Annotated in this window: 9 protein-coding genes; 4 read left to right on the forward strand and 5 right to left on the reverse strand. The window is 72.4% G+C overall.

Features of this window, described 5'->3' with window-relative positions; genetic code table 11:
- Positions 1-121 precede the first annotated feature (121 nt).
- From O7633_RS06300 to O7633_RS06320, 5 genes are all read right to left on the reverse strand, one after another.
- The gene (locus tag O7633_RS06300; RefSeq protein WP_282326750.1) at positions 122-1,213 is read right to left on the reverse strand and encodes a sugar phosphate isomerase/epimerase; all 1,092 of its coding nucleotides are present in this window, start codon (positions 1,211-1,213) and stop codon (positions 122-124) included.
- Between the two features lie 446 nt (positions 1,214-1,659).
- Entirely contained in the window at positions 1,660-2,241 is a 582-nt protein-coding gene (locus O7633_RS06305; protein WP_282326752.1) for a TlpA disulfide reductase family protein, read from the reverse strand.
- Positions 2,238-2,690: a hypothetical protein gene (locus O7633_RS06310; RefSeq protein WP_278136040.1), complete on the reverse strand. Its 453-nt coding sequence runs from the start codon at positions 2,688-2,690 to the stop codon at positions 2,238-2,240. The genes O7633_RS06305 and O7633_RS06310 overlap by 4 nt, the downstream gene beginning before the upstream one ends.
- A 76-nt stretch (positions 2,691-2,766) precedes the next feature.
- Positions 2,767-4,812, reverse strand: a complete 2,046-nt coding sequence (locus O7633_RS06315; RefSeq protein ID WP_282326756.1) for a M6 family metalloprotease domain-containing protein — start codon at positions 4,810-4,812, stop codon at positions 2,767-2,769.
- A 278-nt stretch (positions 4,813-5,090) separates the two neighbouring features.
- On the reverse strand, positions 5,091-6,008 hold the full coding sequence (locus O7633_RS06320; RefSeq protein WP_074473027.1) for a dihydrodipicolinate synthase family protein: 918 nt from the start codon (positions 6,006-6,008) through the stop codon (positions 5,091-5,093).
- Between the two features lie 221 nt (positions 6,009-6,229).
- Between O7633_RS06320 and O7633_RS06325 the strand changes: the two genes are divergently transcribed.
- The 4 genes from O7633_RS06325 to O7633_RS06340 all read left to right on the forward strand — a co-directional run bounded on the left by O7633_RS06325 (position 6,230) and on the right by O7633_RS06340 (position 12,568).
- Entirely contained in the window at positions 6,230-7,462 is a 1,233-nt protein-coding gene (locus O7633_RS06325; RefSeq protein WP_282326759.1) for a PucR family transcriptional regulator, read from the forward strand.
- A 376-nt stretch (positions 7,463-7,838) separates the two neighbouring features.
- Positions 7,839-10,274 carry a M14 family metallopeptidase gene (locus tag O7633_RS06330; RefSeq protein ID WP_282326760.1) on the forward strand — a complete coding sequence of 812 codons (2,436 nt, stop codon included), beginning with the start codon at positions 7,839-7,841 and terminating at the stop codon, positions 10,272-10,274.
- Positions 10,275-10,392: 118 nt separating this feature from the next.
- Positions 10,393-11,634 carry a Gfo/Idh/MocA family oxidoreductase gene (locus tag O7633_RS06335; protein WP_282326761.1) on the forward strand — a complete coding sequence of 414 codons (1,242 nt, stop codon included), beginning with the start codon at positions 10,393-10,395 and terminating at the stop codon, positions 11,632-11,634.
- A gap of 10 nt (positions 11,635-11,644) precedes the next feature.
- Entirely contained in the window at positions 11,645-12,568 is a 924-nt protein-coding gene (locus O7633_RS06340) for an ABC transporter permease (protein WP_074473024.1), read from the forward strand.

Raw genomic sequence — 12,568 nt, forward strand, 5'->3', positions numbered from 1 at the left:
GCGGCGCGGACGGTCGGGGCGGGGCCCGGGAGAGGTGGCGGTCACGTCGGGGGACGCGACCGCCACCTGGGTACCGGCGGCGGTGCGGCCGGGCGGTGCCCGGCTACGGCCGGCGGGCGGGTCAGTCCTTGGTGTAGATGGTCAGGTCGGCCATGTTGGCGTAGCTGAGCCGGGCGAAGTCCAGCGACTGGCCCGGGTTGGCGGTGCCGCCGGGGGCGGTGTCCATCTCCCAGTTGGCGTGGTGGAAGTCCGACTCGCCGATGGTCTGGAAGAACTGCTGGAAGTTGATGTCGCCCTCACCGAGCGGGATCATCTCGTAACCGTTGGGCAGCGTGGTGTTGCGGTTGCCGTCCTTGGCGTGGAACAGCGGGAACCGCTTGGTGCGCCGGGCCACGTTCAGGATCGGGTCGAACAGCGAGGTCTTCTGCTGGCCGGCCGAGTTGGTGTACGTGGTGTGCTTGTGCCGGGCCACGTACGCCCAGTAGATGTCGCACTCGAAGAAGACGTACTTCGGGTCGGTCTTGGCGAAGAAGTACTCCAGCCGGCGCACGCCGGAGGAGCGGGTCGGCTTGCCGTTGGCGTCCAGCGGGCCGCTGTCGAGCAGGAACGAGTAGGCCACGTCGTGGTTGTGGGTGTAGAGGCGCATCTTGCGCTCCTTGGCCTGCCGGCCGAGCTCGTTCCACAGGTCGGCCGCGGCGTCCCAGTCGGACTGGTAGGCGCTGTTGGTCGGGTCGCTGCCGGTGCCGATGTTCTTCATGCCGAGTTCCTCGGCGATGTCCAGCTGCTGCTGGAAGGTGGCCGCGTTGATCGACGTGTGGGTGCCGTTGGCGACCAGCCCGTTGTCGTCCAGGATCTTGCGGATCTCCGTCGGGGTGATCTGCCGACCGAGGATCGAGGTGTGCTGGTTGTAGCCGGCGAACTCGATCTCCTTGTAGCCCATCTCGGCCAGGCTGGCGAGCACCCGCTCGAAGCCGTAGGGCACGCCGCTGTCGTCGGGGGCGGCGGAGATCCGGTCCCGGACGCTGTAGAGGATGATGCCCCGGTTCTGCGCCGGGATGAGCGGGTCGACCCGCCACTTGCCGTCCGCGCGGGCGGGACCGTTGGTCTGGAGCACAGGCAGGCCGGCCGCGCCGAGCACGGCGGCGGCGCCGGCCGACGCGGCCAGCAGCCGACGACGGGTGACCTGGGCGCGGTACTGGGGGTCGGCGGCCATACGGCGCTGATCCTCGTTCACAATTTCCACCTTTCGAAAGCGGCCCTGCGGACCGTGGAGACGTGCGAAGTCCTGCTAGGAGGGTCGAAGGACCTGCGCCGCCGAATACGCGTGGCCCGGTAGATGGCTGGTCGATCAAGGGGTGATGTCAACCGTGTTACGTCCGTGAACCGGACACTAACGGTGGCCGACGGCTAAAGATAGACCTCGAACGGAGAAACTTTTGTTCGCGCGAACAGAAGTTCCCGATGGTCGGCGGGGAGCGGCCGGACGGTCGCCCGCACCGGCCTCCCCCGTGGATCCACCGGCCCCCACCAGCGCGAACACCGACCGCGACGGAGACGGGGAGACCCCAGGCACGCCGCAGGGCGCAGCGTCGACCTCCCGTCGGTTCGACGCCACGCCCGCACGGGCCGGCGGGGGCCGGCCGTCCTCACCCGGGGCGGCTACCCGGAGCCGGCCAGCACCAGTTCCCCGAGCCGCTGCTCCAGCGCCGCCGCGTCCAGCCCACCGGGCCACCCGCGCAGCAACGCGCCGCCCTTGGCGACCAGCACGACGGCCGGTGGTTCCCGCACCGCGTACGACCGCCAGATCGTCTGCTGCTCGTCCACGACGACGGGATACTCCACCCGGTGCGCACGCAGGTAGTCCTGCAACTCGTCGGCCTGGTCGGCGCCCGCCACCCCGACGAAGACCACCCGGTCCCGGTGGCGGCGGGCGAGGTCGCTCAGCGCGTCCTGCCGGTCGACGCAGGTGGTGCACCAGGAGCTGAAGAAGGTGAACACCACCGGCCGGTCGGCCCAGATCCGGGCGGCGGTGAGCGGGGTGCCGTCGGTGAGCGCGCCGGTGAACGCGGGGGCGGCCGGCGCGGTGCCGGGCGCCGGGCGCAGCGCCAGGTCGGCGGGGACCGGGCCGGGCAACGTCGACGCGCCGCCGGCGAGCGCCGGTGCGGGCTCGGCGGCCGGCCGGGCGGTGCAGCCGGCCAGCACCAGCACCACCAGCAGCGGCGCAAGCAGCCGTCGCCTCACGTCGGCACCACCGCCACCAGCGCCGGACCCTCGCTGGTGTCCGGGGTCAGGTCGAGCGCCGGCCGGCCGGCCACCTCCAGCCGGTACCCGGCCCGCTGCGGCACCTGCACCGGCACCGCGAACTCGCAGTAGGTCGGCACCCGCTCCACCCCGAGGTCCTCGGCGAAGGCGGCCACCGCCGTGCCCGCCGGCAGCGTCCCGGTGACCAGGGCCGCGCCGTCCGGGTCGAGCAGCCGGAACGGCGCCCGGTGGTGGAAGTACAGGTACGGGCCGGTGCCGGCGCAGTCTACGCCCTCGGCCCGGATGTTGATGTCGCGGACCAGCACCCGGACGGTGGTCTGGGTGACCGCCTCCGGTTCGGCGTCGGGGCCGCCGCAGCCGGTGGCGCCGGCCAGCAGCAGGATCGCCAGCGCGCCGACACCGCGGCGGGCGCTCGTGGTCAGCCGCACGTGGTCTCCTCCCACCCGCGCCGCGGGTCCGTGGCGGCCTGCGCCACCACGGACCCACGGCGTCGGTCGATTCCGGTCAGGACTTCTCCACCCGGCACTGCTTGGTCACCGTCTTCGACGGGTCGCTCTCCGAGGTCGCGGTGAGCTTGACGAAGCCGGTGTCCGCCGCGGCGGCGGTGGCCCCCACCGACACCCGGACGGTGGTGGACTTGCCGAACTGGGCGGTCGCCAGCGGGTTGGGCAGCCAGGTCCGCCAGCCCTTGCCGGCCACCTCCGCCGAGAGCCGGTAGACGTCCGACTTCAGGTACGCGGTCGCGTCCTCCGGGTGCTGCTGCCCACCGGCGGAGTAGACGCCGCTGTTGGTCAGCTCGAACGAGCAGGTCACGCCCCGGTTGGTGGGCTTGCCGGTGCTGGTCACCTCGCCCTTGCCCAGGGTCACGCCGTGCGTGCTCGGGCCCCCGGTGCCGTCCAGCGACCGCACCGCCACCGTGTACGACAGCGAGCCGGCCGAGTCCCGCTTGAGGTCGATGATGTAGAAGTGCAGCCGGTTGGCCTCGTCGACGTACTCGTACTGGCTGCCGGTGTCCGCCCCGGCGTGGAACAGCGCGTCGGAGAGCTGCCGGTAGTCACCCATGGTGATCTTCTGCGGGGTACCGTCCGGCCGGTAGAAGTCGATCATGTCGATGTCCTGCGGGTTGGCGTCCACCACCCACTGGAACGGCGCGCTGTCGGCGTTCTTGGTCTTGCTCAGCAGCACGCCCCGGTCGGGGGTGAACGAGTCCGCCCCCATCCGGTCGACGACCTCGACCGTGTAGTTGTTGAAGCTCCCGCCGTCGCACAGCGGGTTCGTGGCGACCGTGCAGGCCGGCGAGAGGTCCTTGTTCAGGGCGATGTTCACCCCGGTCAGCCCCTTCGGGCCGGCGTCGACCGCACGGGCGGTCACCTGGGCGACGACCAGGCCCGAGGAGGCCAGCGCCTCCCGGGACAGCCGCAGCACGTGCTCCTCACCGAGCAGGCCGATCTTGAGCTTGTCCCGCACGGTGTGCAGCGAACCCATGGAACCGCCGTTGGTCGGCGGGATCTGCCAACGGGTGTGCGGGCCGCCGGGTCCGTTGAACGACCCGCGCGACATCATGCTCCAGATGCCGGTGTACGCCCTCCGTAACGGCTCGCCGTACGGGTTGTTGTAGTTGTCGCCGATGCCGAGCAGGTGGGTCAGTTCGTGGGCGTACACCCCCATGCCGGAGCTCTCCCCCTGGGTGGAGGAGCCGGAACCGGCGTTGGGCCACAGCGCCGCCGCCGCCTTCCAGGAGGTCCACTCCACGTAGCGGGTCTTGGCCCAGTTCGGCAGGTTCGGGTCCGGCGGGCCCCAGGAATCCGGCACGTCCTCCTTGTTCTGGAAGATCATCTGCCCGAACTCCTGCCAGGTGGACGACTCGTCCTGCCCGGCGCTGAGGATGAAGACCAGCTCGTACTGGTTGGCGACCTCGTCACCGACCGCCGCCCGCCAGGCGCCCAGCCCGTCGGTGCGGATGTTCTTGTTGCAGGTGTCCCCGCTCGGGCAGGCGCCGGGGTTGAAGCTGTTGTCCAGGCCGTACTGGTAGGACTTCGCCGGCATCTGGTACGGCCCGAACCCGGCCAGGTCCACGCCGTAGCGCCCGTTGGAGTCCTGCATCCAGTACTCGTGCAGGGTGTGCCCCTTGTTCAGGGTGTTCGGGGTGTTGAGGAAGTCCTGGTAGAACTTCGGCACGTCGGCGCGGGGGATGTTGGCCGCGACCGACTGGGGGTTGCCGAAGACCGTCGAGCGGGCCCGCTGGGAGACCGCGAACGTCTGGTCGGGATAGTCGAGCGCGACCAGGGCGATCTTGAAGTTGCGGATCGAGCCCCGCACACTCGGATCGGCCCAGTTCCTGCCGGGAACCGCCTGGTAGTCGTCCCAGGTCATGGTGTCGGGGTTCTGCCAGGCCTGCGGGTCGAGGACCTGGAACGGCGCGGTGCCGCCGGCCGGATTGGCCGGGGCCGCGGCGGCCTGCGTCGAGGCGGTCGCCACGAGCGTGCCGGCCAGGACCGCGGCCAGCACGCGACGCCGCAGTCGGGGGGTGTTGCGGGGAGCACGGTGCACGGGTTCACCTCTCGTCGGGAGGGACGCGGCCGCCGGTGACCGGTGTCCCGAGGGATGGCCGCCGGGACAGCCGTGCACCGGGCCGCGCAGCGAATCTAGGAGGACGGGCCGGGGCGGGTCACCGTGCAGATGTCGGCAGGTGGACCGGCGGCTTCCGACACCTGAAGGACCGGCGTCCGGTCGCGACCGGCCGGGGCGACCGGCCGGGGCCCCGGACCGGACCGGCCGGCCCGGCCCGCCGGTGCGCCCCGGGCACCGGCCGGAGCAGCCCGGACGGTTCAGCGGGGACGGCCGTCGGCAACCGGATCGATGGTGACGGACAGGGCCCGGACCAGGTCCCGGCGCAGCCGGGCGGCGACCGGCGGCGGCAGCGGGCCGCGCGGCGGGCGGCACCGTCCGCCGAACCGCCCGGCGCAGTCCATCGCCAGCTTGATCGCCTGCACCGCCTCCGGCCGGGAGCCCCAGCCGAACGCCGGGTGCAGCTCGGCGTAGAGCGGCAACGCGCGGGCCAGGTCACCGGCGGCACAGAGGTCGTAGAGGCGCAGGGCCTGCCGGGGCAGCGCGTTGGACAGGCCGGAGACCCAGCCCCGGGCCCCGCACAACACGAGTTCCAGCAGCACGTCGTCCGCGCCGGCCAGCACGTCCACGTGCGGGCAGAGGTCCCTGATCCGGTGCACCCGTCGGACGTCACCGGAGAACTCCTCGACCGCGACGATCCCGTCGGTCTCGGCGACCCGGGCGAGCAGCTCCGGGGTGAGGTCCACCCGGGTGTCGTACGGGTCGTTGTGCGCCACCACCGGCAGCCCGACGGCGGTCACCTCCCGGTAGTGGGCGACCACGTCGGCGTCGCCGGCAGGGTAGCCGTCCGGGGGTGGGGCGAGCACCCCGTGGGCCCCGGCGGCGGCGGCCTGCTCGGCCCAGCGGCGGGACTGCCGGCTGCCGTACCCGCCGACGCCGGGCAGCACCGCGCAGCCAGGCGGCGCGGCCTGCACCGTCGCCCGCACCACGTCGGCCCGCTCGTCGTCGGACAGCGCCCGGTACTCCCCCACCGACGCGCACGGGGTCACCCCGTGGCACCCCGCCTCGGCCAGCCAGCGCACGTGTTCCTGGAGCCGGTCGAAGTCGACGGCGAGGTCGTCGCGGAACGGTGTGGTGACGGCGACCAGCACCCCCCGCCAGGGCCTACCAGCTGTCACTCGGGCGTTCCCTCCTGCGCGCCGGCGGCCCGCTGCCCACCGCACCGGAACCTTACGATCGGCGATCACGGCGGCGCTTCGGACAACTGCCGGAACAGTCGCCCCGGGGGCCGTCCTTTTGTCGGTAGATCCCCGGTGGACCTTGCGCCCGGGGCCGCCGGCCGCAGAGGGTAGGGCACCGGCTGTCGCACCCCTGCCGCGCAGCCAACCAGGGGAGATCCATGCACGGTGAGCTTCAGCGCATAGTCGATGCCGTCGCCGCCCGGGTGGGGCGTCCCGCCCTCATCGAGGACCGGCGGCAGCGGGTGGTCGTCTACAGCGAACACGACGGGCCGATGGACGAGGTGCGCCGGATGTCGATCCTGCGCCGGCAGACCACCCCCGAGGTGATCGCCTGGTTCCGCCGGATGGGCGTGCTCACCGCCCGTGAGCCGGTGCGCACCCCGGCCGACGTCGACCTCGACCTGCTCCCCCGGGTCTGCGTGCCGATCTGGCACGACGACCTGCTGCTCGGGTTCGTCTGGTTCATCGACGACGACGGGTCGATGACCGACGCCGACATCGCCACCGCGACCAGCGCCTTCACCGACCTGTCGCTGGCCCTCTACCGGGAGAACCTGCTCGGCGAGCTGGCCTCGCAGCGGGAGTCGGAGGCCACCCGGACGCTGCTGGTGGAGAGCGCGCAGGCCCGCACGCACGCCGTCCGGGCGCTGCTGGAGGAGGGCACGGTCGCCGGTGACGGCCCCACCACCGCCGTGGTGGCCCAGCTCGTCCCCGCCGCCGGGCGGCACCTCGACGAGGTGGCCCGGATCGCGCTGGAACAGGCGCTGGTGGCGACCCGGCGGTGGCTCGGAGTGCGGGAGTCGCTGCACATGGTCTGGCCCGACCACGGGGTGCTGCTGATCTCCGGCGGCCGGATCGCCGGCCAGCCCACCCCGAAGGTCGCCGCCGAGCATCTCGACGAGGCGCTGGCCCAGGCGACCCGGGGGCTTTCCTCGGTGGAACGGACGGTGACCGGGATCGGCCAGTCCCGCCCGGGGTTGGCCGACGCGGTGGAGTCCTACCGGGAGGCGGTGCAGGCGGCCCGGGTGGGCGTGCAGCTGCCGGCGCTCGGCCGGGTGGTCTCCTGGTCCGGCCTGGGCATCTACCGGGTGCTGTCCCAGCTCGACGGCCGGGACCTCGACGCCGCCGGGGTGCACCCCGGGCTGGAACGGCTACTGCGCGACGACGCCCACCAGGTGCTGCTGGAGACCCTGGAGGCATACCTCGACCTGGCCGGCAACGCCCACGCGACCGCCGAGAAGCTGCGGCTGCACCGGACCACCCTCTACTACCGGCTGCAACGGGTCGAGCAGCTCGCCGACACCGACCTCAAGGACGGCAACGAACGGTTGTGCCTGCACCTGGCGATGAAGCTGGGCCGGCTCACCGGCCACTACCGGTCGGGGTCCTGACCGTCGGCGCCGGATCGACCGTCGGGAGAGGACACCCGCGCCGCCGCGCTGTGACAGTCCGTGTGCGACCGGACAGATCATTGACAGATCAGAGTAGGCACGGCCAGGATGGGCGCACCGATCGGCAACGCCCCCACGACCTACCGTAACCAGGTTCGCCCCCCGCCCGTCACGCAGACCGGATCGGCGCCGGTCCGTCGCATCCGCCCGTTCGGGAGACGTCCCCGTGTCCCCCGTCGTCCGCGGATGGACGTCGTGTTCGGTCGCCGCCGTCGCCCGACTGTCGGCGTCCGACCTCCCTGTTTCGCACACCCGCCCGACGGCGGGCGCTGCCGCGCGCCGTCGGCCCGTCTCGCACCTGAGGAAGGTGGCCCGAATGTCCCGTTCCGCGCTCCCCCGCCGCTGGCGGCGGCTACCCGCCGCCACGGCCGCAGGCGTGGCGTTGCTGCTGATCGCCGGCCCGGCGACCGCCGGCACCGCCGCCCCGCCCGACCGGGAGGCCGACGCCCCGGTCGTGCTCGAACGTTCCGCCGACGAGCAGGCCGACGTGGTGGAGGTGACGGTCGACGGCAGCGCCCAGCTGGACGCGCTGGTCGCCACCGGCGTCGACCTCGACCACCACGTCACCCCCACCGAGGCCGGCATCGTGGTGCACGCCGTGGTCACCCCGACCGAGGTCGCCGCGCTGAAGCGGATGGGCTACCGGGTCGGCGCCGTGCTGCACGACGCCGCCGACTCCGCGCAGCGGATCAGCGAGCGCGACGCCACGATCGCCGCCCACCAGGCCGAGAACCGGGCGTACACGGCGACCCTGGAGCGCAGTGCCGCGACCTCCGACGTGAAGATCATCCGGGCCGACTACTACACCTCCGGCACCAACCAGGTGCTCTCGGTCGAGGCGAAGTGGGCCCAGGGGCAGACCTCCACCAGCGCACTGACCGTGGCCCGGGACAGCGGCCCCGGCACCGAGATCGGCACCGGCGGCACCCAGAACATCTCCCGGTTCGTCGACGCCGGGGTCTACCTCTACCACCGGGGCGCCGCCGCCGTCACCGCCCGGCCGGAGCGCATCCAGATCACCAGCCCCTCCGGCGACGTGGCGGTCGCCGAGGTCAAGGAGTGGCTGCCGATCCCGACCGACAGCCCGGAGGGCCCCGGCTACCAGAAGGACTTCGTCACCAGCTACCTCACCCCCACCGAGCTGTACGACCGGATCAAGCGGCTGGCCGACGCCTACCCGCAGCTCGCCGAGGTGGTGAAGCTTCCGTACCAGACCAACGGCTACCGGCGTAAGGCGCAGGTCGTGCTCGGTGGGACCAACGCCACCCGGGTCGCGGTCGACTCGCTCGCCTGGGGGCACGAGGGCGGCAACGACATCACCGTCGAGCTGGCCGACCCGGGCGCGGCCGACCGGCCGCTGTCGGTCACGGTGACCGGCAAGGCCGTCCGGGTCAGCCTGGCCACCGACGCCGCCGGGGCGGTGACCAGCACCGCCGCCCAGGTCGCCGCGGCGCTGACCGCCGAGGCGGGCGCGCTGGTCACGGCGTACACCTATCGGGGGGACGCCGGCGCCGGGGTGGTCGCGCCGGTCGCGCCGACGCCGCTGTCGGACAACCTGAAGGCGCCGGCCGGGGTCTCCCGCGACCCGCACCCGGTGTACGCCATCCGGATCGGCAAGTACCGCGACGGCTCCCGCACCGGGGTGCTGGCCTACGCGCAGGAGCACGCGCGGGAGTGGGTGCCGCCGCTGGTGACCATCGAGACCGCCGAGCGGCTGCTGCGCAACCACGCCACCGACGAGAACACCAAGCAGTTGCTGCGCACCCTGGACATCTGGATCGTCCCGTCGATCAACCCGGACGGCGGGCACTACTCGTTCTACGACTACGCCTCGCAGCGGCGCAACATGACCAACCACTGCGCGCCGGGTGGCGCCACCGACGCGCTGGCCCGCAACTCGTGGGGCGTGGACAACAACCGCAACTACACCGAGTACAGCCTCTTCGACGGCTACTCGGGGGCGTCGGCCAGCTGCACCGGCGACACCTACGCCGGGCCGAGCGAGCTGTCCGAGCCGGAGAACCGCAACGTCGACTGGCTGGCCCAGCGGCCGAACATGAAGTTCTCGATGAACCTGCACTCCTCCGGCAACTACTTCATGTGGTCGCCGGGCGCGTACGCCACCCCGGGCCGGATCTCCGCGCCCCGGCCGACGCTGGCCGAGGAGTCGTTCTTCTGGGGCGCGTCGTCGCGCATCCTCACCGCGATCAAGCGGCACCGCAACATGGCGGTCACCCCGGCCCGGACCGGCCCGATCTCCGACGTGCTGTACTCGGCGGCCGGCAACTCCGGCGACATGCTCTGGTACAAGTACGGCATCTACGCCTGGAACTTCGAGGTCGGCACCAGCTTCCAGCCCACCTGGGAGGAGGCGCACCAGGAGACCATGGAGTTCAGCAACGGCCTGGTCGAGCTGCTGCGGGTGGCCCGGGACTACGACAAGGACAAGAAGCGCCCGACCAGCACCCTGTCGGTCACGCCGAGCGCCACCGAGGGCGCGGTCAGCGTCCGGTTCGACGTCAGCGAGCCGGCGGCCGTGTTCTACACCCTCGACGGCAGCCGGCCGACGTTCGAGTCCACCCTGTACGCCTCGGCGGGCATCCGGGAGGGGGCCGAGACGCTGACCGTCCCGGTCGGCACCAAGATCCACTGGTTCTCGGTGGACGCGGCCGGCAACATCGAACGCAACTACCGGCCGGACGAGGACAGCAAGACCTTCAACCGGGGCTGGGCGACCCTGCCCACCGGCTGAGGCCCGGAACGCGCCAGCGGGGGTCCGCGCCGCCGGACCCCCGCTGGTCGACCCCGCCCGACCCGTGACCCGCCAGCGGTGACAATCCGTCGCCGCCGCGTCCCCGCGAAACCGGAAGATGCCCGAGCCGCAGCACCGCGGCTCGGGCATCTTCTGTTGTGCCGTCGGCCGGCGCGCCGGGTACGCGGCGGCCCCAGCTCCCGCTCGACGGGCGGCGGTCGCCCGCGCGGGTGACCACCGCCGAACGTCGATCCCGCAGGTCGGGGGCCGTTGCGGAGGTGAACTCGCGTCTTGCGCGACCCGGAGCACAGGTGTACAACTAACCGAGCTAGGTACACATCTAGCTTCAGTTGGTACGCAACAGTGGGGGCCGGGTGTGGACCGCTTAAGGGTCGGTGTCGTCGGAGTCGGGGTCCAGGGACAGCTGCACGCCCGTGCGCTGCGCGACGTGCGGCAGGCCGAACTGGTCGCCGTCGCGGACGTCTCGCCACGCAACCGGGAATGGGCCGAGACCCACCTCGGCGTCCGGGCCGTCCCGGACGTCGTCGACCTCCTCGACCAGGTCGACGCGGTGAGCATCTGCACGCCGGACCACCTGCACGAGGACGCCACCCTCGCCGCGCTCGCCGCGGGCAAGCGGGTGCTGCTGGAGAAGCCGATGGCGCTGTCGCGGGCCAGCTGCGACCGGATCATCGCCGGCCGGCCCGATCCCGACGCACTGATGATCGGCCACGTGCTGCGGTTCGACCCCCGGGTGCGGCGACTGCGTGAGGTGGTGCGCTCCGGCGAACTCGGGGACATCTGGCACGTCAAGGTGTGGCGGTGCACCTCGCAGGCGGTCGGCGAGGGGATCTGGGACCGGACGTCGGTCGCCTGGTTCCTCGGCATCCACGACGCCGACCTGCTCCGGTTCGTGACCGGCCGCGAGGTCGAGGTCACCGGCGCGGTCGGCCGCAAGGTGCTCTCGCCCAGTCACGACGTCGTGCACGCCACGGTCCGCTTCGACGACGGCGCGATCGGCACGATGGAGAACAACTGGACGCTGCCGCACTCCCGCCCGTCGCGGGCCGACGCCGGTCTGCGGATCGTCGGTGAGCACGGGATCCTCGAGATGAACCTCTCGCACAACGACCTGCTGTACGCCCACCGCGGCGGGGCGGCCAGCTTCATGGACACCTACTTCTGGCCCAGTCGCGACGGCGGCGGCGCCTACAACCTGCGGTCCGAGCTGGAGGCGTTCGTCGACGCCGCGCTGACCGGCGGACCGACACCGGTCAGCGGCGAGGAGGGCCGCGCGGCCGTCACCGTCGTCGAGGACATCGAGGCGGCGCTGGCCGGCGACCCGCCGCCCGGCAACTGAGGGGTCAGAGATGCTGCGGTACGCGCTGCGTCGCCTCGCGATCTCGGTACTCGTCCTGTTCGGCGCGGCGACGGTGGTCTTCTTCGCGATGCGGGCGGTCTCCGGCGACCCGGCGACCGCGGTGCTCGGCCCGGACGCCGACCAGTCGGCCGTCGAGGCGCTGCGCCGGGAGTACGGGCTCGACGCCTCACTACCCGTCCAGTACGTCCAGTTCCTCAGGCGCGCCGTCACCCTCGACTTCGGTGAGTCGTTCCGGCTCCACGACGCCGCGACGAACCTGGTGCTCACCCACCTGTCGGCGACGGCCGCCCTGGCGCTGACCGCCTTCGCCATCGCCCTGGTCCTCGGGTTCGCCCTGGGCACCCTGGCGGCGACCCGACCCAACGGCGTGGTGGACCGCGTGGTCTCGGTGCTGTCGATGCTCACCCAGTCCCTTCCGACGTTCTGGGTCGGCATCATGCTGATCCTGGTCTTCTCCCGGTTCCTGCACCTGCTGCCCAGTTCCGGCGCGGGGTCCCCGGCCGCGATGGTCATGCCGGCGGTGACGCTGGCCCTGCCGCTGCTGAGCGTGGTGCTCCGGCTGGTGCGCTCCGGGCTGCTCGACGTGCTGCACGAGGACTACGTGGTCACCGCCCGCGCCAAGGGCCTGTCCGAGACCCGGGTCGTCGGCTGGCACGCGATGCGCAACATGCTGATCCCCGTCGTCACCGTGGCCGGCCTGGAGTTCGGCAGCCTGCTCGGCGGCGCGGTGATCGTCGAGACCGTGTTCGCCTGGCCGGGGGTGGGCCGGCTGATGACCGACGCCATCGCCGCCCGCGACTACTCGGTCGTGCAGGCCTGCGTGATCACCGTCGCGGTGATCTTCATCGTCATCAACCTGCTCGTCGACCTGCTGTACGTCCGGCTGGACCCCCGGGTCCGCGAGAGCGTCTGA

The organism is Micromonospora sp. WMMD712, assembly GCF_029581295.1.
Lineage (GTDB): Bacteria > Actinomycetota > Actinomycetes > Mycobacteriales > Micromonosporaceae > Micromonospora > Micromonospora carbonacea.

What these genes read in the sequence shown, in the direction of transcription:
- O7633_RS06300 (WP_282326750.1), bottom strand. Translation starts at nt 1,213, where the DNA reads ATGGCCGCCGACCCCCAGTACCGCGCCCAGGTCACCCGTCGTCGGCTG.
- O7633_RS06325 (WP_282326759.1), top strand. Translation starts at nt 6,230, where the DNA reads ATGCACGGTGAGCTTCAGCGCATAGTCGATGCCGTCGCCGCCCGGGTG.
- O7633_RS06330 (WP_282326760.1), top strand. Translation starts at nt 7,839, where the DNA reads ATGTCCCGTTCCGCGCTCCCCCGCCGCTGGCGGCGGCTACCCGCCGCC.
- O7633_RS06335 (WP_282326761.1), top strand. Translation starts at nt 10,393, where the DNA reads ATGCCCGAGCCGCAGCACCGCGGCTCGGGCATCTTCTGTTGTGCCGTC.
- O7633_RS06340 (WP_074473024.1), top strand. Translation starts at nt 11,645, where the DNA reads ATGCTGCGGTACGCGCTGCGTCGCCTCGCGATCTCGGTACTCGTCCTG.